Genomic DNA, 19,053 nt, shown 5'->3' on the forward strand with positions numbered 1-19,053 from the left:
TCGCCACGACAAGAGACGCCGGGATTCGCAGGCGGCTCGCCGCGGCCCGAAGGGAGACGACCCGGAATGACCCTCTTGCCCCGCATCGCGCTCGCCGGCGCCCTCTTCGCCGCCGCGTCCGCGCCGGCCCTCGCTTTCGACGAGGCCCAGAAGAATGAGATCCGAGGCGTCGTCCGGGAATATCTCATCCAAAACCCCGACGTGCTCTACGAGGCGCAGCAGGAGTGGAACCGCCGCCAGCAGGCCAAGCTCGCCGAGAAGCGCGACGCGACGCTCAAGAACTATGTGGCGAAGCTCGACCAGTCGAAGCTTCACGCCGTGCTCGGCAACCCGAAGGGCGACGTCACGCTACTCGAGTTCTTCGACTACAATTGCGGCTTCTGCCGCCGCGCCATCAAGGACATCGACAAGCTCGTCGACAGCGATCCGAAGCTCCGGGTCGTGGTGATGGAGCTGCCGGTGATCCGCGAGGAGTCGGTGGGCGCCGCGCAGGTTTCGATCGCGGTGAACCGCATCGCGCCGGAGAAATTCCGCGCGTTCCATGACAAGCTGCTCGGCCAGCAGGCGCTCGCCACCCGCGACAAGGCGATGGCGGTGGCGAAGGAGCTCGGCGTCGACCCGGCGAAGCTCACCGCGGCCATGACCGCCCCGGAGGTCGAGGCGACGCTGATGGAGTCGAAGGAGCTCGCCGACGATCTCGGCGTCGAGGCGACTCCGACCTATGTGATCGGCGACGCCGTCGTGCCGAACACGACGCGCGTCGTCGACGACCTCACCGGCCGCATCGCGGCGCTGCGCAAATGCGGCAAGGCGATGTGCTGAAGCACGCCGCGTCGGATGTTCGTGGATCGCTCCGGAGACAGGCGGTCCGGAATCGCTTGGGGTTTCGGCCCGGCTTTCCTATAAGGGCCGCCCGTCGGCCGGCGTTTGTACGGCCTCATCCCGTTTCCCCGAGCGAGCCGCTCCTTGAATCCCGTCGTCTTCATCCTCAACGGTCCGAACCTCAATCTCCTCGGCGTGCGCGAGCCCTCCGTCTACGGCTCCGCGACGCTGTCCGACGTCGAGGCTCGGACCCGCACGGTCGGAGAGAGCCTCGGGCTCGCGGTCGATTTCCGCCAGACCAATCATGAGGGCGTGCTGGTCGACTGGATCCAGGAGGCGCGCACCGCGGCGAAGGGGATCATCCTGAACGCCGGCGGCCTGTCGCACACCTCCGTCTCGATCCAGGACGCGATCCGCTCGGCGGGCGTCAGGACCATCGAGGTTCATGTCTCGAACATCCACGCCCGCGAGAGCTTCCGCCACCATTCCTATGTCTCGGCGGTCGCCGACGGCGTCATCGTGGGCCTCGGCGTCGAGGGCTACGAGTTCGCCTTGCACGCGCTTGCGCGCCGCATCGGCCGCGAGGCCCCATCCGACACGATCGCGATCTGAACGCGACGCCCTGCGCACCGGAGAACGAGCCGATCCCATGAGCAAGTCCCCCGTCCGCGTGAATGACGACCACGCGTTGGTCCGCGACCTCGCCGAACTTCTCGAGGAGAAGGGCCTGAGCGAGATCGAGATCGAGCGCGGCGACTTCCGGGTGCGCGTCGCGCGCCAGCTGGTGGCGGCCGCCGCTCCGTCGGTCCACGCGGCGCCGCCGCCGGCGGCCGTGGTGGTCGGCGCCACGCCGGCGGCGGGCGCCGATCCCGCCAGCCATCCGGGCGTCGTCACCTCGCCGATGGTCGGCACCGCCTATCTCGCGCCGGAGCCCGGCGCGCGCGCCTTCGTCGAGATCGGCGCCACGGTCCGGCAAGGCCAGACGGTGCTGATCGTCGAGGCCATGAAGACCATGAACGCGATCCCCGCCCCGCGCGCCGGCACGGTGCGCGAAATCCTCGTCGCGGACGGGCAACCCGTCGAGTTCGGCGAACCGCTCCTGATCGTCGACTGACCCCTGACATGGCCGGCTTCGACAAGGTCCTGATCGCCAATCGCGGCGAGATCGCGCTCCGCATCCTTCGCGCCTGCAAGGAGCTCGGCATCGCGACCGTCGCGGTGCACTCCACCGCCGACGCCGACGCCATGCATGTCCGCCTCGCCGACGAGAGCGTGTGCATCGGCCCGCCGCCGGCGCGCGACAGCTATCTCAACATCCCGGCGCTGCTCGCGGCCTGCGAGATCACCGGCGCGGACGCGGTCCATCCGGGCTACGGCTTCCTCTCCGAGAACGCCCGCTTCGCCGAAATCCTCGAGGAGCACGACCTCGTCTTCATCGGGCCGAAGCCCGAGCACATCCGCGTCATGGGCGACAAGATCGCCGCGAAGCAGACCGCTAAGCGCCTCGGCATTCCGGTGGTTCCGGGCTCCGAGGGCGGGATCACGGACGACGTCGAGGCGATGCTGGTCGCCAGGGAGATCGGCTTCCCGGTCCTCGTGAAGGCCGCGGCCGGCGGCGGCGGGCGCGGCATGAAGGTCGCGCGGACCGAGGACGATCTCGTCGAGGCGCTGCAGACCGCCCGGTCGGAAGCCAAGGCCGCGTTCGGCGACGACGCGGTCTATCTGGAGAAATATCTCGGCCGCCCGCGCCACATCGAGGTGCAGGTGCTGGGCGACGGCGAAGGGGCGGCGATCCATCTCGGCGAGCGCGACTGCTCCCTTCAGCGCCGCCACCAGAAGGTCTGGGAGGAGGCGCCGTCGCCCGCGCTGAACGCCGAGGAGCGCGAGCAGATCGGCGAGACCGTCGCTGCCGCGATGCGCGAGCTGAAATATCGCGGCGTCGGCACGATCGAGTTCCTCTATGAGGACGGGCGGTTCTACTTCATCGAGATGAACACCCGCATCCAGGTCGAGCATCCGGTGACCGAGATGGTCACGGGAATCGACCTCGTGAACGAGCAGATCCGCATCGCGGGCGGCGCGCGGCTCGCGATCGCGCAGGAAGACGTGATCTTCCGCGGCCACTCGATCGAATGCCGGGTCAACGCCGAGCACCCAGAGACCTTCCGACCGTCGCCCGGACGGATCGCCTATTACCATGTGCCCGGCGGCCTCGGCGTGCGCGTCGATTCGGCGGCCTATCAGGGCTATTCGATCCCGCCGAACTACGACAGCCTGATCGGCAAGCTCATCGTCCACGGCCGCAACCGCACCGAATGCCTGATGCGGCTCAGGCGCGCGCTCGACGAGTTCGTGGTCGACGGCGTCGAGACCACGCTGCCGCTGTTCCGCCGCCTGGTGCGCAACCCTGCGATCCAGGACGGCGACTACGACATCCACTGGCTGGAGAAGATGCTGGCCGAAACGCCGGTCGAGGCTTGAGGAAAGATCGTCATGGTCCAGCTTGACCGGACCATCCATGTCGAAGGCGGAGCTCAACGCCTCCGATGGGTCCTCCGGTCAAGCCGGAGGACGACGTCGCGCCTGGGTCGTCTTCCGAGCTTCTCCTTGCCGCGCGCGCGCCGTAACGTGTTCCCATGACGCGCATCAACGACGTGCTGGTCGAGATCACGCCGGAGGTCCTGCTCAAGGCCTACGCCTGCGGGATCTTTCCGATGGCCGAAAGCGCCAACGATCCGGGCCTCTACTGGATCGAGCCGGAGCTGCGCGGCGTGCTGCCGCTCGACGGCTTCCGCATCTCCGACCGGCTCGCCCGCACGGTGCGCTCCGACCGTTTCGAGGTGCGCATCGACACGGCGTTCGACGCGGTGATCGACGGCTGCGCGGCCCCTGCGCCGGGGCGGCCCAAGACCTGGATCAACACCCGCATCCGCCGGCTCTATCGCGAGCTCCACCAGATCGGCCGTTGCCACAGCGTCGAGGTCTGGCGCGACGACCGGCTTGTGGGCGGTCTCTACGGCGTCCGGCTCGGCGGCGCGTTCTTCGGCGAGAGCATGTTCCACCTGGAGCGGGACGCCTCGAAAGTCGCGCTGACCCACCTCGTCGCGCGCCTCAAGGCGGGCGGGTTCCTGCTGCTCGACACCCAGTTCGTGACAGACCATCTGAAGCGCTTCGGAGCCGTCGAGACCTCGCGGCGCGACTACCACCAGCTGCTCGAACGGGCGCTCGAGGCGCGGCCCGATTTCTTCCCTTGGCCGAAGGACAAGATCGTCTCCGGAAACGATGTCCTGCAGGCGCTCGGACGGGCTCCGGTAACCGTTCGGTAAGCAAGACGATGGTTACTGAAAGGTAGCAACCCTTCGAGGGTCTACCGATGACCGAAGCCCTTCCGCAGCCCTCCGACTCCGAACCGTCCTTCGCCCGCGCCCTCACCCTCTGGCGCGACCATCAGCGCCGCGAGGCGCCCTTCCCCGAGGCCGGCGAGCGGCCCTATTCGCCGGGCTCCGAGCGGACCCTTTCGAGCTACGCGCCCTACGCCGTCGCGCTGGCGCTCGCGCTCGGCGCCGGCGCCGCCTTCGCGTCGCTCGCCACGGCCCCGGCGCTGGACGATTCGATCGACACCGTCGCCGCCCTCGACGCCCGCACCATGGGCCTCGCCCGAAACCTCGATTCGAGCGGCCAGCAGACCAAGGCCGCGACCCTCAACCGCGACGTCAGCACCATGAAGTCCGAGATCGCCCGGCTGCAGCGGGCGCTCGACCAGGCGCGCTCGAACCAGGCGGCCCAGTCCAAGGCGGTCGCCGGACAGGCCGCCTCGAACCAGGAAGAAGTGAGATCTCTCAAGGCCGAGATCGCAAATCTTCAGAGGACGCTCGAGACGGCCCGCGACGGCGCCTCCGCCAGAATCGAGCAGCTTTCGACGAAGCTCGATCAGTCGAAGGAGGACGCCGCCCGCGTCGCCGAACTGCGCGAGCGTCTCGACCGGATGGAGAAGCAGGCGTCGGCCCAGAATGCCCCCGCCCCCGCGGAAAGCCGCCGCGACGTCGGGCCCGAGATCACCGGCAGCCTGAGCCAAGCTCCCCGCGGAGAAGAGCCGCGCTCGCTCGACGCGCGCGCGCAGGAGCTCGACGGGCGGAACCTGGCCGCCCGCGAACCGGCTCAGCCCGAGGTCGCCAGCCGGGACGCCGGCGGCCAGATCATCCGCAACTGGACGGTTCGAGAGGTCTATCGCGGCGTCGCCTTGCTCGAAGGCCGCCGCGGAATGATCGAAGTGGTGCGCGGAGCGCGCGCCCCCGGCATCGGCCGCGTCCGCTCGATCGAGCGCCGCGACGGACAGTGGGTCGTCGTGACCGATCGGGGCCTCGTGCTGGAGCGGCAGGAGCTCTGAGAAGCCGGCGAGCGGCAAGGGGACCCTCAACAACGGCTTAAGCCCGGCTTAAGCACGCTCGTGCGAGGCTTCGCGGCGTGACGCCCAAGCCGAGAGCGCCGGCGCGACCTGTCCCTTCCCGTCCCCGTCCGGACCCACGCCTATGCGCCAGGTCGTTGAACGCCTCCGCGACGCGCCCGTCGCAGACGCCCCCTCGCCCCTCAAGGTCGCGGTCCTGCTGCCCTGCTTCAATGAAGAGGCGGCGATCGCGGAAGTGGTGCGGGGCTTCCGCGCGGCGCTGCCGGCGGCCGACATCTATGTCTACGACAACAACTCCACGGACGAGACCGTCGAGCGCGCGCGAGAAGCGGGCGCGATCGTCCGGACCGAGCGGCGCCAGGGAAAGGGCGCGGTGGTGCGCCGGATGCTCGCCGACGTCGAGGCCGACGTCTATCTGATGGCCGACGGCGACCTCACCTACGATCCGCTCGCGGCCCCCCTGCTAATCGACCGCCTTGTCTCCCGGCAGCTCGACATGGTGGTGGCGACGCGCGAGGGCGACGGCATGCTGGCCCGCAAGGGCCACGCCGCCGGCAACCGGATGTTCAACCGGATCATTGCGCGGCTGTTCGGGGCGGGCTTCACCGACATACTGTCGGGCTACCGCGCCTGCTCGCGCCGTTTCGCCAAGTCCTTCCCGACGGCCTCAGATGGCTTCGAGATCGAGACGGAGCTGTCGATCCATGCGCTCGACCTGCGCCTCGCGGTCGATGAGTTGCCGGTTCGCTACGGCCGGCGGCCCGACAATTCGGCTTCGAAGCTGTCCACGGTCCGCGACGGCCTCCGCATCCTCTGGACCATCGCGATGATGTACCGGGCCGTGAAACCGTTCCGCTTCTTCGGCGCGATCGGCCTCGGTCTCGCCGCCCTGTCGGTCGCGCTTGGCGCGCCGGTCGTCGTCGAGTTCGTGGAGACCGGGCTCGTGCCGCGGCTGCCGACCGCCGTGCTCGCCGCGAGCGTCATGCAGCTCGCGGTGCTGAGCGTCGTCTGCGGCGTGATCGTCGAGGCCGTGGCCGAAGCCCGGCGCGAGGCCAAGCGGCTGCGCTATCTCGAGCTCAGGCGCGCCTGAACGCGTCGTCGGCCGCGCGTCCCACGACCGCTCCTTCCCGATCGACCGCCAGCACCTCGATCGAGACCTCCGAACCGTGCAGCGCCTCGATCGCGGTCGCGCGCGCCTGCGCCGCGACAGCGTCCGCGAGGCCGATCTCATGTCCGAGCCTGAGCGCCGCGAGCCCGGTCGGGGCCGCTGCGATGCGCGCCACAAGCTCCTCGCTTGCGCCGCGCTCCGCCGCGAGCGCGGAAAGAAAGCCGGCGTCGACCTGGCTGCGCCCCGAATGCAGGTCGAGACGGCCCGCCGCAAGCTTCGAGATCTTGGCGAAGCCGCCCGCGATGGTCAGCCGAGGCAGCGGATGCGCCCGCAGATACTTGAGCAACCCGCCCACGAAATCGCCCATGTCGATCAGCGCCGTCTCGGGCAGGCCGTAGAGGCGCTGCAGCGCGGCCTCCGAGGTCGCGCCGACCGCGGCGCCGACATGCGGGTAGCCGGCGGCCCGCGCGACGTCGACGCCGCGATGGATCGAGTGGATCCAGGCCGAGCAGCTATATGGCACCACGACCCCGGTCGTGCCGAGCACGGAGAGGCCGCCGACGATCCCGAGGCGCGGATTCCAGGTCTTCTGGGCGAGCGCCGCGCCGTCGCGGATCGAGACCTCGATCTCGACGTCGCCGGCTGCGCCCTCCTCTGCCGCGACCTCGGCGATCGCGGCGCGCATCATCTCGCGCGGCTTCGGGTTGATGGCGGGCTCGCCCGGCGCGAGCGGCAGCCCGGGAAGCGTCACGGTTCCAACGCCCTCGCCGGCCCGGAACGAGACCCCCGAACCGGGAGCGGCGAGCCGCACGCAGGACATCACCAGCGCGCCATGCGTGACGTCCGGGTCGTCGCCGGCGTCCTTGACGATCCCGGCGCGCGCGAAGCCTTCGCCCCGCTCCTCGAGCGCAAGCGCGAAGGACGGGCGCTCGCCCTTCGGCAGCACGATCTCGACCGGGTCCGGGAAAGCGCCGGTGAGCAGCGCCCGGTAGGCGGCCTTGGCGGCCGCGGTCGCGCAGGCGCCGGTGGTCCAGCCGCGCCTCAGCGGCCGGCCGGGCTCGGGCGGCGCGTCGGGTCCCTCGTCCATCGGGCGAAACTAGCCGATGTCCTCGGTCAGCGCTTCGGTTTCGAGCTCGTAGACGCGCGGCGTGTACATCCATTGCCGGCCGTCCGCGCGCGCGAAAACGCGGCTGCGCGACGAGCCGACGATGATGAGAGTGCGCATGTCCACCACCGCGGGGTCGATCTCGCCGAGCGTGGTCAAGGTCACGGATTCGCCCTTGCGGCCAACATTGCGGGCGAGCGCGACCGGGGTCGCGTCCGAGCGGTGGCGACGGATCACCTCCAGGGCGTCGACGAGCTGCCGGCGCCGGCGCAGCGACGCCGGGTTGTAGAGCGCGAGCGCGAAATCCGCGCCAGCGGCCGCTTCGAGCCGCGCCGCGATGACCGCCCACGGCTTCAGCTGGTCGGAGAGCGAGATGGTCGCGAAGTCGTGCCCAAGCGGCGCCCCGAGCCGGGCGGCGGCGGCCTGCATGGCGGAGACGCCCGGCGTCACCTCGATCGTGACGCTCGGCCAGCGGACGGGCTCGGCGGCTACGGCCTCCATTACGGCCGCCGCCATGCCGAATACGCCGCTGTCGCCCGACGAGACGACCGCCACTTCGCGGCCTTGTCCCGCGAGCGCGAGCGCGGCGCGGGCCCGCTCGATCTCGACGCGATTGTCGGAGCCGTGCCGGCGCTGGCCGGGGCGCTCCGGCACCATGGCGAGATAGCCCTCATAGCCGACGAGGTCGTCCGCGCGGTCGAGCGCGGCCGCGGCCTCCGGCGTGAGCCAGCCCTTGGCGCCCGGGCCAAGGCCGACGACCGTCACTCGGCCGGGCGCGCGGCCGAGCTCCAGCGGATCCTGCGGCTCGGCGTAGCGGTGGAGCCGCAGGCCGGGCTCGCCATGGACCAACTCCCCGCCCTCGACGCGATGCTCGACGAGCCGGAGCGGGACGCCCTTCGCCGCGAGGCCGCCCGTGAACAGGTGGTGGATAGGCGCCCCCTCGGGCGCCGTCGAAAAGGCGATCGCGGACTGCGACAGGCCAAGCGTGTCGACCGCCTGCGTCATGCGCTCCAGCATCGCGGCGTCGGGCCGATCGAACTCGGCGACCAGGATCTTGGGATGGTAGAGAAGCCCGCCCTCCGGCGGCGCGCCGGCTTCCGCCGAGATTCTCAGAACCACCTCGCCATCGGGGGCGAGCGGGAGGTTCGAGTTTTCGAGCCATGCGGCGGACCCTTCCAGCCGCGCCTCCGCCCCGGACAGGAGCGCGGCGGTCACGGTCTTGGCGTCGTCGGGGTTGTCGAGCGCGTAGCCGGGCGGCGGCGCCTCCAGGATGACGCCGAACCGGCGCGCGCCGGCGCCGGTGAGCGCCGGCGTCCCGCCAAGCGCCGCAGCGAGCCGGCGGGCAAGCGGATCGGCTCCCGTCAGGCCTCCGAGCAGCGGCACGACAGTCGCGCCGTCGTCGCTCACCGCAAGCACCGGCGGCTCGGCGCGCTTGTCCTTGAGAAGCGGCGCGAGCAGGCGGATCAGGATGCCCGAAGCGCAGATGCCGATGATGGGACGCCCGGCGCGGAACAGGTCGCGGGTCTGCGCAGCGGCGTCCTCGAAAGCGCTGTCGAGACCGTCGGCGCGGCCCGCTAGGCCATAGGAGTCCCCGCCGATCGCGTCGACGATTCGGCGCGCGAGCTCCACGCCCGCGAGGTTGAAGGCGAGCACGGCGGGCCGGGCCGCGCACGGCCTGTCGGCGGCAGGGCGGCTCATGGGACCTCCCGGCTCGGAACCACGATGATCGAGAAATACGGCGCCGACTCCGGCGCGACTTCGGCGGCCCGCATCACGCGCTCTCCCGGCTGGCTCGCCCGCTCGACATAGAAGGCGCGGTCGAGCGCGCCCGCGGTCTCGAGCGCGGCCCGGACCTTCCCGAAGGTCCGGCCGAGCTTCATCACGACCGCGGCGTCGGCGGCGGCGATCCGTAGGACCAGCTCGTCCTCCGGCAAGGTGCCGGGGATGACCGTGACCGTGTCCTTGCGCAGGCAAAGCGGACGTCCGAGCGCCGCGGGGCCCGCCATGATCGACGACACGCCGGGCGCGACGGTCGTGTCGTAGCGATCCTTCAGCCGCGCGTGCCAGTAGATGAACGAGCCGTAGAAGAACGGGTCGCCCTCGCACAGCACGCAGACGTTCTGGCCGCGGTCGAGCCGTGCAGCGATCTGGGCCGCGGTCTCGTCGTAGAAGGCGCGCATCACGGACGGGTAGGACGGCAGGTCCGCCTCCGGGCTAGCCGTCACCGGATAGACCAGCGGCAAGAGCTCCTGGCCGTCGCGCAGATGCGGCCGCGCGGCCGACAGCGCGACGCCGGAGCCCGCCTTGGCGGCCGGGTAGGCGACGACGTCGGCCTCCCCAATCAGCCGCACGGCCTTCAGCGTGAGAAGCTCGGGGTCGCCCGGCCCGACGCCGACGCCGGAGAAGCGGCCAGCGGTCATTCCCGCGCGTCCGCGACGGCGTTGAGGGCCGCGACCGCCATGGCGCTGCCGCCCCGGCGGCCGAGCAGCGTCAGGAACGGCGTCCCGCGCGGATTGCGGGAAAGCTCCTCCTTGGACTCGGCCGCGCCGATGAAGCCGACCGGAAGCCCAAGGATCGCGGCCGGCCTCGGCCAGCCGTCGTCGAGCCGGTCGAGCAGATGGAACAGCGTGGTGGGCGCATTGCCTATCGCGACCACCGCGCCATCGAGGCGGTCGCGCCAGAGCTCGACGGCAGCGGCCGAGCGCGTCGTTGAAAGGTTTCGGGCGAGGTCCGCGACCTCCGGCTGGTCGAGGAAGCACAGCACCTCGTTGGCGGCAGGCAGCCGCGACCGGGTGACGCCCGACGCGACCATCTTGGCGTCGCAGATGATCGGGGCGCCGTCCTGCAGGGCGGCGCGCGCGGCGGCGACGACGTCAGCCGAATAGCGTGTCTCGGCGGGAAGGTCGGTCATGCCGCAGGCGTGGATCATGCGGACCATGACGCCGGCCACGTCCTCTGGCAGGGCCGACAGGTCCGCCTCCGCGCGGATCGTCGCGAAGGAGCGACGATAGATCTCCGCGCCGTCCTTGATGTAGCGCATGCCTGCCTTTCAAAGCCCGAGAAGGCCACCCGTCCGTCGTGCGTCAGCCTTGTGACGGCGGCGGGGGCGCAAGGCAAGGCGTAGTTTCCTTCCATGCGGTCAACGGGTTGTCGCAAGCAGCGCGAGCGCCTCGGCCGCGCCTGGCGCTTCGAGCCGGCCGAGTTCTTGGCCCGGCCTCCGGGGGGCCGCGTCGCGATGCGCCGACCAGCCCGCGCGTTCGCTCGATCCGAGCAGGAGAAGGTCGGCCGGAACCGCGCCGCCGCAACCCTTCGGACAGCCGGAGAGATGCAGGCTCGCCCTGCGCTCCGGCAACCGGGCGGGGTCGGAAGCCGCGAGCGCCAGAATCTCGCGGCCGAGCGCCTTGGCGGGCTCGTGCGCCCGCTCGCACGCCGGCGCGCCGGCGCAGGCGACGACGGCGAGCCGCTCCGCGACGGCGAGCGGGGGGAAGCCGACAGCGACGGATGGCGCCAGCAGCGCGGCGGCGCGGCTCTCGGCGAGGCCGGGAATCACGACGGCGGACCATGGCGTAAGGACCAGCCGACCTTCGCCGTCGCGCTCGGCTATGTTGGCCAGGAAGTCCAGCATCGCCTGGTCGAGCCGGCCAACCGGAACCGGGAGACTGAGCGCCACACCGCCGGCGCGCATCGCCACAAGGCCCAAGCGAGGCTCGACCGCATTGGCCCGCGGTGGGGGAGTGGCGAGGACGGCGCCGCCGCTCGACGTCAGGGCTTTCCGGATCATGGGCTCAGACAGGCCGCCGGCCCGCATGTCGCCGCCCTCGGCTGCGGCGGCCGCGGCGATCGATAGCAGCGCATCGACGGCGCCGTCCTCCGACCCGAAGGCGGCCGAGACTTGGCCGGCGGTGACGACCAGGCCGTCACGCGCCGCGACGACCGCCACGTCGGACGGCGTCGCGCCAATCCCGATGGGCCCGCCGCCATCCAGCACGAACGAGAATTTCGGCGAGAGGCTCTCGATCCAAGGCGCGGAAGAGAGCGCCTGGTCCAGCGCGGCGCCGAGACTTCTGAGATCGCGCCTCTCGCCCGGATCGATCCCCGAGAACGGATCGAGCAGGATGTTCCTTCGGCGCTCCGCCCGGCCAAATCGGAAGCCGGCCGCCTCCAGGCGCGAGGCGAGTTCCGGCCCGGCGTCGGGCGCGAGCCCGCGGATCTGGAGATTCGCCCGGTTGGTGAGGTCGACGACGCCGGAGCCGAGGCGTTCGGCCGCCTCGCCCACAGCCCGCGCCTGCGCCCCGGTCAGCGCGCCGCCGAGCGTGCGAATCCGCGCAAGGCCGCCATCGGCCATCGCGGCGAGGTGCAGCACGCCCGGACAATCCGCCATTGGGCTTCCTCGCGCCGAACGCGACCGAAGGCAAGCTGCGCCGCGGGCAGGCGACGTCAAACCCTCGCGGTGTTATAGGAACCGGCCGCCCGGCGGCACGTTGTACTTCGGACGGCGGTGATCCGCCGAATCTTCCTTGTCGAAAAGGTATTTTGTTATGGTGGATAGGAGAGCGAGCGGGCTCGCCAGCGACGCAAGCGCCCAGTTGGCGGAGCTGAAGGACACCATCGCGGACCTCGGCGAGCGGGTCGCGGAGATCGCCTCCCAGCGGGCTCGCGAGGCCCGCAAGCAGGCGCGCTCCGCCGCGAAGTCGATGCGCGGAACGGGCAGCAGCCTTTATGACGACGGCGCCGAGGCGCTTGGCGCGGCCGGGGACACGGCGCTCTATTACGGCCGGCGCGCGGGCCGCGTGGTGCGGGAAAATCCCGGCCTGTCATTGCTCGGCATTGCGGTCGGCGTCGGCGTCATCGCCGCGATCGTCTACGCCTCTCAGGAGGACGACCGCCGCTGGTATGAGCGCCGCCGCGGCGGGTGGTTCTGACGGCACGTCAGACGACGAAAAAGGGCGGCGCTTGCGCCGCCCTTTTTGCAGGAGCTTAGCGAACCCGTCAGTCGATCTGGGCGCCCGAGTCCTTCACGATCGGGGTCCACTTCTCGATCTCCTTCTTCGTGAACTCGCCGAGCTCCTCGGGCGTCGAGCCCACGATCACCGCGGTCGCGTCGGTGAGTTTCTTTTTCACCGTCTCGTCCTTGAGCGCCTCGACGCCGGCGTCGTGCAGCGCCTTGACGATCTCCGGCGGCGTGCCCGCGGGCGCGAACAGCGCGTTCCACGAATAGGTCTCGTAGCCCGGCAGCGTCTCGGCGATCGCCGGCACGTCCGGAAGGTTCGGCACGCGCTGGGCCGTCGTCACGCCGAGCGCGACCAGCCGGCCGCCCTTGATGTGCTCGATCGAGGACGGGAGGTTGTCGACCTGCAGCGGAACCTGGCCGGCCAGCACGTCGACGAGCGCGGGCCCCGAGCCCTTGTAGGGGATGTGGACGAGGTCGACGCCCGCCATCTTCTTGAAAAGCTCGCCGGACAGATGCAGCGGCGAGCCGTTGCCCGAGGAGGCGTAGGCGTATTTGGCCGGCTCCTTCTTGGCGAGCTCGATCAGCTCCTTGACCGACTTCGCCGGGAATTTCGGGTTGGCGGTCAGGACGTTCGGCACGTTCACCAGCAGGGTGATGGGCGCGAAGTCCTTCACCGGGTCGTATTGCAGCTTCTTGTAGAGCGCAGGGTTCAGCGCGTGGGTCGCGACCGTCGCCATCAGGATCGTGTAGCCGTCGGGCGCGGCCTTCGCGACCGCGGTCGCCCCGAGGCTGCCGCCCGCGCCGCCGCGGTTCTCCACCACCACGGTCTGCTTCAGGAGCTCGGTCATCTTGGCCGCGACGATGCGCGCCACGAGGTCCGTCGAGCCGCCCGGAGCGAAGGGCACGATCAGCGTGATGGGCCGGTCAGGATAGGCCGCGGCCGGCGCGGACAAGGCCGCAAGCGCGATCGCCGCGGCTCCGAAGGCGCGCGCGGCGCGTGAGAAGGCTTTCAGCATCGAGCGTCTCCCGGACGTCTTTTTGCGGTCGCCCGGCGCGGACGGCCGTGTCACCCGGCGCCAGCCGGCTGGCGCGACTTTGGCATGCCGCATCCGCGCCGTCGACAATGTTTCGGAGACGTCACGCGAGCGTCAGCGGCCTATCTGCTTGACGTCGCTCGGGTCGGGGAAACAGGTCGGCCGGCGGCCCTGCTTCGCCTCCCAGCGGCCGACCGCAACGCGCGTGCGGAACCCCACAAGTCCGTCTGCCGTGCCGACGTCGTGGCCCGTCGCCTCGAGCCGCCGCTGCATCGCGGCGATGTCGGCGCGCGCCACGCCCTTTGGGGTCGTCCACTTGCCCTGGATCGGGCCGCCGCCCTTCAACCGGTCGGCGAGGTGGCCGACGAAAAGGGCGTAGAGGTCGGACTCGTTGTATTCCTTGATGGCGTAGAAATTGTTTGTGACCAGAAAGGTCGGCCCGGTGCGGCCGGCCGGCGCCATCAGGTTCATGGCGGCGTCGAGCCGCGGCAGCGCGTCGCCGCCGATCCGCCTGACGCCCTGGCGCGACCAGTCCGCCGCGGGCTTCTGCTGGTCCGGTCCTTCGATTGTGCAGGCGATCTCAGCCGGCAGTTCGATCTCGACGCCCCAGGGCCGGCCGGGCGTCCAGCCGTGCTTCCTCATGTAGTTGGCGATCGAGCCCAGAACGTCCGGAACCGAGCCCCAGATGTCCCGCTTGCCGTCGCCGTCCATGTCGACGGCGTTCTCGAGATATTTAGACGGCAGGAACTGCGGCTGGCCCATCGCGCCGGCCCACGAGCTCTTCATCTCGGCGAGCGGGACATGGTCGCCTTCGAGAATCCTGAGCGCGGCGACGAGCTCCGGAAAGAACCTCTCCTTGCGCGCGCCGATATAGGCCTCGGTGGCGAGCGCCCGGATCGCGACATGGGGAATCTTCGCGCGGCCATAGCGCGACTCACGCCCCCAGATCGCCACCACGATCTCGCGCGGCACGCCGAAGCGCCGCTCCACGGCGTCGAGCGTCCTGGCGTGGGCCTTGAGCTCCGCCTGCCCTTCTTTGGTCAACGCCGCGAAATTCTGCTCGGCCACGTAGCGGCCGGGATCGGCGAACTCCGCCTGCCGCTGGGGTCCCTCCAGCGGCGGAGCGCCGGGCGGCGCGAGGTCGGGCAGCGTCCAGTCGAGCTCGATGCCGGCCATGGCCCCGTCGAAGGTCTCGGCAGAGACGCCCGCCTTCCGGGCGGCCGGCCTGACTTCGGTCTCGAGCCATATCCTGAAACCCGCCTCGACGCGCGGCCGGTCGACTGCAGCCTGCGCGGCGCCGGTCCAGACCAGGGCCGCAAGCCCCAGCACGGCAATGATTGAGCGTTCGATCATTCGACTTTTCCACGCATTCAGGAAGGCCAGCGTCATCCCGGCGTTACGGTCGAAAAACATTCTTGCGACCCGGAACCAACGCCCTGAGTCGCGCGTCTCCGGTCCGCCGGGGCCTTTCGCCGGCGGCTAGCGTTAACCATCGGCTAAGACAATCGGCACACGATTTCTTAATCGGTAGGACCCTCGGGAATTCCAGCCAATGCCCCTCGTCTCCGCCATCGCTCCGGTCCCCGCCAAGCAGGCGGGCGTATTGGCGACGTCCCAGGCCCGCGCGATCGCCGACATGCGCGCCTTCCTGGCGCGGCGGGCGCCGCTGAGCGCCTCCGAATCGCTTCGTCTGCTCCGCTCGGCCTTTCCGGACGCGCCGCTCAGCCTGCGAGTCGCCGCCTGCGGCGCCTGACGACTTAAGACGCCGGTTCGCTGGTCTGGGCCTGCGCCGCCGCGTCGCGCGCGGTCAGCCGGCGGTGGTGCATGAAGGCTAGCGGCATCAGCCCGAGATAAACCAGCACGACGGCGGTCAGCACGAACCACGGATAGCTGACGAGCAGCGCCACGAAGAGCGCCGCGCCGATCAGCGCCGGCGCCACATAGGCGCGGCTGACCCGCGCGCCGAGCTGCTTGCCGGACCATGTCGGGAGCGGGCTCACCATCAGCAGAGCTACGCCGATCACATAGGCCAGCACCAGCGGCGTTCCGATCGGGGTGCGGGGGAAGCCCAGAAATTCGAGATAGATCGGCAGCAGCGCGCCGATCGCGCCGGCGGGCGCCGGCACCCCCGTGAAGAACGCCGAGGACCAGGCCGGCTTGTTCGGGTCGTCCAGCGCGACGTTGAAGCGCGCGAGCCGCAGAGCGCAGGCGATCGCGAGGATCAGAGCGCCGATCCAGCCGACATGGCCGAGCCCGTTCAGGCCCCACATGTAGAGGATGAGGGCCGGGGCCACGCCGAAATTGACGAAGTCCGTCAGGCTGTCGAGCTCTGCGCCGAAGCGCGAGGCGCCCTTCAGGAGCCGCGCGAGCCGGCCGTCGACGCCGTCGAGCGCGGCCGCCAGCACCACAAGATAGACGGCCATTTCAAGCCGCCCCTCGATCGCCATGCGCACGCCCGTCAGCCCGACGCAGAGCGCGAGCAGCGTGACGAGGTTCGGCAGCAGCAAGCGGAACGGCACGCGCCGCAGCCGCTTGCGCTTCTGGATCGGCTCGCCGATCGACTCGGCGTCGCGCTCGTGCAGCGGATCGATCATGAGCGCGTCACCCTTTCCGGAAGCCGCGGGTCTCTCCAGGATGCGAAAGGTCGGCGATCACGGTCTCGCCCGCGACCGTCCGCTGTCCGACGCCGACCAGCGGGACGGTCCCGGTCGGCAGGTAATGGTCGACCCGGCTGCCGAACCTGATCAGGCCGAAGCGCTGGCCGGGCGCGAGCTGCTCCTGCTCGCGGACGAAGCAGACGATGCGGCGCGCGATCAGCCCGGCGATCTGCACGACCCCGACAGTCCCATACGGGCTTTCGACCAAGAGCGCATTGCGTTCGTTGTCCTCGCTCGCCTTGTCGAGATCAGCGTTGAGGAACTTGCCCGGCGTGTAGGCGATCCGCGCGATCCGCCCGCCGACGGGCGCGCGGTTCACGTGGACGTCGAAGACGTTCATGAACACCGCGACCCTCGGCAGCGGCGCGCTCCCAAGTCCGAGCTCCGGCGGCGGAATGGCTGACTTCACGTCGCACACCACGCCGTCCGCGCCGCTGACCACGAGGCCGTCGGCGAGCGGCGTGACGCGGTCCGGATCGCGAAAGAACAGCGCGCACCAGACGGTCGCGGCGGCGCCGATCCAGCCGAGAGGCTGCCAGATCAAGAACAGGATGAAAGCGACGATCGCAAAGGCCGCGATGAAGATCCGACCCTCGGGGTGGATCGGAACCATCGCGTTGCGGATCGAGGTCGTGACGTCGTCGAGGGCCATGGAGCGGGTCTTTACGCGATCGGAAGGTCATAACCAAGCGAGGCCGACCTCACGTTCGCGTCCCACCGTGCATGTCCCGGCCTTGAGCCGGGACCCGTTCGGCGCTTCAGGGGGTGGATGGAGCGGGCCTGAGCGCATTTGCGCAGCGGCTGAGGAGAATGGGTCCCGGCTGAAGGCCGGGACATGGGTCGAGCTTCACTGCGCAGCGTCGCGCGGCTCCTCGTCGTCCTCGAAGCGCTCGAGCTCGGGGTCGCGCAACAGATCGTCCTCGCCCATCCTCGCCAGCGTCTCGCGCGCTTCGTCGGCCTCGCGCTGGCGGTTCCAGAGGCTGGCGTAGAGCCCGCCGCGCGCGAGCAGCTCGCCATGGGTCCCGTGTTCGATGATGCGGCCCGCCTCCACGACCAGGATGTCGTCCGCGGCCACGATGGTGGAGAGCCGGTGCGCGATCACGATCGTGGTGCGGCCGCGCGAGACGCGGTCGAGGGCGTCCTGGATCTCCTTTTCGGTGGCGCTGTCGAGCGCCGAAGTGGCCTCGTCGAGGATCAACAGCGGCGGCCCTTTCAGGATCGTGCGGGCGATTGCGACGCGCTGCTTCTCGCCGCCCGAGAGTTTCAGGCCGCGTTCGCCGACCTCGGTCTCGTAGCCCTTTGGCATCTGGCGGATAAAGCCGTCGATCTGAGCGAGCCGCGCGGCTTCTTCGACCTCTTGGTCGGTCGCGTCCCACCGGCCGTAGCGGATGTTGTAGCGGACCGTATCGTTGAACAGCACGGTGTCCTGCGGGACCATGCCGATCGCCTCGCGCAGCGAATCCTGCGTCACGCCCCGGATGTCCTGGCCGTCGATCGTGATGCGGCCGGACTGGATGTCGTAGAAGCGGTAGAGCAGCCGCGACACCGTCGACTTGCCCGCGCCCGACGGCCCCACGATCGCGACCGTCTTGCCGGCCGGAACCTCAAAGCTGACGTTCTTGAGGATCGGCCGGTCGGGATCATAGGCGAAGGACACGTTCTCGAACCGGATCGCGCCGCCCGACACTTCGAGCGCCTTAGCGCCTGGCCGGTCCTCGATCTCCGGGTCCTCGGCGAGCAGGCGGAACATCGCCTCGAGGTCGGCCACCGCCTGCTTGATCTCGCGATAGACGAAACCCATGAAGTTCAGCGGAACGTAGAGCTGGATCATCATGGCGTTGATCAGCACGAAGTCGCCGACCGTGTTGCGGCCGGCCCGGACGTCCTCCACCACCATCGCCATGCAGGCCGTGAGCCCCGCGGTGAAGATCACGGCCTGGCCGAAGTTCAGCCAGGCGAGCGAGGTGTAGGTGCGGATCGCGGCCTTCTCGTAGCCCGCCATCGAGCGGTCATAGCGGTCGGCCTCGCGGGCCTCGTTGCCGAAATACTTCACCGTCTCGTAGTTCAGCAGGCTGTCGATCGCCTTGGAGCTCGCCTCCGTGTCGTTCTCGTTGAGCGCGCGGCGATGGGCGATGCGCCGTTCGGTCGCGAGATAGGTGAAGGTCAGGTAGAGCCCGACCATGACGGCCACGACCGCCGAATAGCGCCAGTCGAACTGCCAGCCGAGCACGCCGATCACCAGCGCGAATTCAAGAATGGTGGGGACGACGGTCAGCAGCGCGGTGCGCGTCAGGGTCTCGATCGCGAGCCGCCCGCGGTCGACAGTGCGGCTGACGGCGCCGGTGCGCCGCCCCAGGTGGAAGCGCAGGCTCAGCCGGTGCATGTGCCGGAACACCATGAGCGAGAGGCGCCGCACGGCGTGCATCACGACCGGCGCCGTGATGCCGTCGCGGGCCTGCGCGAACGCGACCATCAGGATGCGGCCGAACCCGTAGGCCAGCACCATCAGGATGGGCGCGCCGAGCGCGACGGCGCGCCAGTCGAGCTCGCCTCCCGCCGCGGGCGCCGCGTCGCCCTTGGCCACGATGGTGAGCGCGTCGGTCGCCCATTTGAAGCCGTAGGGGACCAGGACCGTGACGAGCTTGGTCAGCACCAGCAGGACGATCGCGACCGCGATGCGCCGCTTCAGGTCCGGACGGTCGCCCGGCCACATGAAGGACTGCAGCCGGCGCATGGTCGCGAAGAAGGCGAAGCCGCCCGCTGACATCTCCTGCTGCCCGGACTCGCCGCGCCGCCGCCTCACCATGGCGCGCGTCCTCGCGCGCCTGCGACGGAGGCGAGACTTTTCGGGAGAGCGGAGGAAGGGCTCATGCGCCCGAGGAGGTAAGGCTCGCGCGCCCTGCCCGCAAGGCAGATGGTCTAGGGTCTGTACCCAATAGATTTGCGGTGTGGACTGCGTGCTGATTCAAGG

Annotated in this window: 19 protein-coding genes; 9 read left to right on the forward strand and 10 right to left on the reverse strand. The window is 70.2% G+C overall.

What is annotated here, in order from left to right; all coding sequences use genetic code 11:
* Nucleotides 1–66 precede the first annotated feature (66 nt).
* From EK403_RS08420 to EK403_RS08450, 7 genes are all read left to right on the forward strand, one after another.
* Nucleotides 67–822 carry a DsbA family protein gene (locus EK403_RS08420; RefSeq protein WP_128777053.1) on the forward strand — a complete coding sequence of 252 codons (756 nt, stop codon included), beginning with the start codon at nt 67–69 and terminating at the stop codon, nt 820–822.
* 144 nt (nt 823–966) lie between these two features.
* The gene (gene aroQ / locus EK403_RS08425; protein WP_128777054.1) at nt 967–1,434 is read left to right on the forward strand and encodes a type II 3-dehydroquinate dehydratase; all 468 of its coding nucleotides are present in this window, start codon (nt 967–969) and stop codon (nt 1,432–1,434) included.
* A gap of 37 nt (nt 1,435–1,471) precedes the next feature.
* Nucleotides 1,472–1,936, forward strand: a complete 465-nt coding sequence (gene accB, locus EK403_RS08430) for an acetyl-CoA carboxylase biotin carboxyl carrier protein (protein ID WP_128777055.1) — start codon at nt 1,472–1,474, stop codon at nt 1,934–1,936.
* Between the two features lie 8 nt (nt 1,937–1,944).
* Nucleotides 1,945–3,303, forward strand: coding sequence for an acetyl-CoA carboxylase biotin carboxylase subunit (gene accC, locus EK403_RS08435; protein ID WP_128777056.1), 1,359 nt, complete (start codon nt 1,945–1,947; stop codon nt 3,301–3,303).
* 155 nt (nt 3,304–3,458) lie between these two features.
* The gene (gene aat, locus EK403_RS08440) at nt 3,459–4,148 is read left to right on the forward strand and encodes a leucyl/phenylalanyl-tRNA--protein transferase (RefSeq protein WP_128777057.1); all 690 of its coding nucleotides are present in this window, start codon (nt 3,459–3,461) and stop codon (nt 4,146–4,148) included.
* 47 nt (nt 4,149–4,195) lie between these two features.
* Nucleotides 4,196–5,209 (forward strand): hypothetical protein, encoded by a 1,014-nt coding sequence (locus EK403_RS08445; RefSeq protein ID WP_128777058.1) that lies wholly within the window; start codon nt 4,196–4,198, stop codon nt 5,207–5,209.
* A 142-nt stretch (nt 5,210–5,351) separates the two neighbouring features.
* Nucleotides 5,352–6,317, forward strand: coding sequence for a glycosyltransferase family 2 protein (locus EK403_RS08450; RefSeq protein ID WP_128777059.1), 966 nt, complete (start codon nt 5,352–5,354; stop codon nt 6,315–6,317).
* Here the strand turns inward: EK403_RS08450 and EK403_RS08455 are convergent.
* From EK403_RS08455 to cobG, 5 genes are all read right to left on the reverse strand, one after another.
* Nucleotides 6,304–7,422: a cobalt-precorrin-5B (C(1))-methyltransferase gene (locus EK403_RS08455; protein ID WP_128777060.1), complete on the reverse strand. Its 1,119-nt coding sequence runs from the start codon at nt 7,420–7,422 to the stop codon at nt 6,304–6,306. The two genes, EK403_RS08450 and EK403_RS08455, sit on opposite strands and share 14 nt — an antisense overlap.
* Nucleotides 7,423–7,431: 9 nt before the next feature.
* Nucleotides 7,432–9,138, reverse strand: a complete 1,707-nt coding sequence (gene cobJ / locus EK403_RS08460; RefSeq protein WP_128777061.1) for a precorrin-3B C(17)-methyltransferase — start codon at nt 9,136–9,138, stop codon at nt 7,432–7,434.
* Nucleotides 9,135–9,860, reverse strand: coding sequence for a precorrin-2 C(20)-methyltransferase (locus EK403_RS08465; RefSeq protein ID WP_128777062.1), 726 nt, complete (start codon nt 9,858–9,860; stop codon nt 9,135–9,137). Before EK403_RS08465 ends, cobJ begins: the two co-directional genes overlap by 4 nt.
* Entirely contained in the window at nt 9,857–10,480 is a 624-nt protein-coding gene (locus EK403_RS08470; protein ID WP_128777063.1) for a precorrin-8X methylmutase, read from the reverse strand. Before EK403_RS08470 ends, EK403_RS08465 begins: the two co-directional genes overlap by 4 nt.
* A 99-nt stretch (nt 10,481–10,579) precedes the next feature.
* Nucleotides 10,580–11,821, reverse strand: a complete 1,242-nt coding sequence (cobG, locus tag EK403_RS08475; protein ID WP_128777064.1) for a precorrin-3B synthase — start codon at nt 11,819–11,821, stop codon at nt 10,580–10,582.
* A 157-nt stretch (nt 11,822–11,978) separates the two neighbouring features.
* Here cobG and EK403_RS08480 point away from each other — a divergent pair, with 157 nt between their 5' ends.
* The gene (locus tag EK403_RS08480; RefSeq protein WP_128777065.1) at nt 11,979–12,362 is read left to right on the forward strand and encodes a hypothetical protein; all 384 of its coding nucleotides are present in this window, start codon (nt 11,979–11,981) and stop codon (nt 12,360–12,362) included.
* A gap of 67 nt (nt 12,363–12,429) precedes the next feature.
* Here the strand turns inward: EK403_RS08480 and EK403_RS08485 are convergent, their stop codons facing one another.
* Together EK403_RS08485 and EK403_RS08490 are read right to left on the reverse strand one after the other, a co-directional pair.
* Nucleotides 12,430–13,407 carry a Bug family tripartite tricarboxylate transporter substrate binding protein gene (locus EK403_RS08485; protein WP_128777066.1) on the reverse strand — a complete coding sequence of 326 codons (978 nt, stop codon included), beginning with the start codon at nt 13,405–13,407 and terminating at the stop codon, nt 12,430–12,432.
* Nucleotides 13,408–13,539: 132 nt separating this feature from the next.
* Nucleotides 13,540–14,778 carry a lytic murein transglycosylase gene (locus EK403_RS08490; RefSeq protein WP_128777067.1) on the reverse strand — a complete coding sequence of 413 codons (1,239 nt, stop codon included), beginning with the start codon at nt 14,776–14,778 and terminating at the stop codon, nt 13,540–13,542.
* Between the two features lie 199 nt (nt 14,779–14,977).
* On the opposite strand from EK403_RS08490, the gene EK403_RS08495 reads away from it, so the two are divergent.
* A complete protein-coding gene (locus EK403_RS08495) occupies nt 14,978–15,178 on the forward strand; it encodes a hypothetical protein (RefSeq protein WP_128777068.1) in 201 nt (66 codons plus the stop codon).
* A gap of 4 nt (nt 15,179–15,182) precedes the next feature.
* Here the strand turns inward: EK403_RS08495 and EK403_RS08500 are convergent, their stop codons facing one another.
* The 3 genes from EK403_RS08500 to EK403_RS08510 all read right to left on the reverse strand — a co-directional run bounded on the left by EK403_RS08500 (nt 15,183) and on the right by EK403_RS08510 (nt 18,849).
* Entirely contained in the window at nt 15,183–16,019 is an 837-nt protein-coding gene (locus EK403_RS08500) for a CDP-alcohol phosphatidyltransferase family protein (RefSeq protein ID WP_128777069.1), read from the reverse strand.
* 7 nt (nt 16,020–16,026) lie between these two features.
* Nucleotides 16,027–16,734 (reverse strand): phosphatidylserine decarboxylase, encoded by a 708-nt coding sequence (locus EK403_RS08505; RefSeq protein WP_128777070.1) that lies wholly within the window; start codon nt 16,732–16,734, stop codon nt 16,027–16,029.
* A 195-nt stretch (nt 16,735–16,929) separates the two neighbouring features.
* Entirely contained in the window at nt 16,930–18,849 is a 1,920-nt protein-coding gene (locus tag EK403_RS08510; protein WP_245479589.1) for an ABCB family ABC transporter ATP-binding protein/permease, read from the reverse strand.
* Nucleotides 18,850–19,053 lie beyond the last annotated feature (204 nt).

The organism is Hansschlegelia zhihuaiae (assembly GCF_004103825.1).
GTDB lineage: Bacteria > Pseudomonadota > Alphaproteobacteria > Rhizobiales > Methylopilaceae > Methylopila > Methylopila zhihuaiae.

Excerpts from the sequence above, each read along its gene's own strand:
- cobJ (WP_128777061.1), bottom strand. The coding sequence starts at position 9,138 with ATGAGCCGCCCTGCCGCCGACAGGCCGTGCGCGGCCCGGCCCGCCGTG.
- EK403_RS08505 (WP_128777070.1), bottom strand. The coding sequence starts at position 16,734 with ATGGCCCTCGACGACGTCACGACCTCGATCCGCAACGCGATGGTTCCG.
- accC (WP_128777056.1), top strand. The coding sequence starts at position 1,945 with ATGGCCGGCTTCGACAAGGTCCTGATCGCCAATCGCGGCGAGATCGCG.
- accB (WP_128777055.1), top strand. The coding sequence starts at position 1,472 with ATGAGCAAGTCCCCCGTCCGCGTGAATGACGACCACGCGTTGGTCCGC.
- EK403_RS08495 (WP_128777068.1), top strand. The coding sequence starts at position 14,978 with ATGCCCCTCGTCTCCGCCATCGCTCCGGTCCCCGCCAAGCAGGCGGGC.
- EK403_RS08500 (WP_128777069.1), bottom strand. The coding sequence starts at position 16,019 with ATGATCGATCCGCTGCACGAGCGCGACGCCGAGTCGATCGGCGAGCCG.
- EK403_RS08450 (WP_128777059.1), top strand. The coding sequence starts at position 5,352 with ATGCGCCAGGTCGTTGAACGCCTCCGCGACGCGCCCGTCGCAGACGCC.
- EK403_RS08480 (WP_128777065.1), top strand. The coding sequence starts at position 11,979 with ATGGTGGATAGGAGAGCGAGCGGGCTCGCCAGCGACGCAAGCGCCCAG.
- aat (WP_128777057.1), top strand. The coding sequence starts at position 3,459 with ATGACGCGCATCAACGACGTGCTGGTCGAGATCACGCCGGAGGTCCTG.
- EK403_RS08455 (WP_128777060.1), bottom strand. The coding sequence starts at position 7,422 with ATGGACGAGGGACCCGACGCGCCGCCCGAGCCCGGCCGGCCGCTGAGG.
- EK403_RS08465 (WP_128777062.1), bottom strand. The coding sequence starts at position 9,860 with ATGACCGCTGGCCGCTTCTCCGGCGTCGGCGTCGGGCCGGGCGACCCC.
- EK403_RS08445 (WP_128777058.1), top strand. The coding sequence starts at position 4,196 with ATGACCGAAGCCCTTCCGCAGCCCTCCGACTCCGAACCGTCCTTCGCC.
- EK403_RS08485 (WP_128777066.1), bottom strand. The coding sequence starts at position 13,407 with ATGCTGAAAGCCTTCTCACGCGCCGCGCGCGCCTTCGGAGCCGCGGCG.
- EK403_RS08470 (WP_128777063.1), bottom strand. The coding sequence starts at position 10,480 with ATGCGCTACATCAAGGACGGCGCGGAGATCTATCGTCGCTCCTTCGCG.
- EK403_RS08420 (WP_128777053.1), top strand. The coding sequence starts at position 67 with ATGACCCTCTTGCCCCGCATCGCGCTCGCCGGCGCCCTCTTCGCCGCC.
- cobG (WP_128777064.1), bottom strand. The coding sequence starts at position 11,821 with ATGGCGGATTGTCCGGGCGTGCTGCACCTCGCCGCGATGGCCGATGGC.
- EK403_RS08490 (WP_128777067.1), bottom strand. The coding sequence starts at position 14,778 with ATGATCGAACGCTCAATCATTGCCGTGCTGGGGCTTGCGGCCCTGGTC.
- EK403_RS08510 (WP_245479589.1), bottom strand. The coding sequence starts at position 18,849 with ATGTCAGCGGGCGGCTTCGCCTTCTTCGCGACCATGCGCCGGCTGCAG.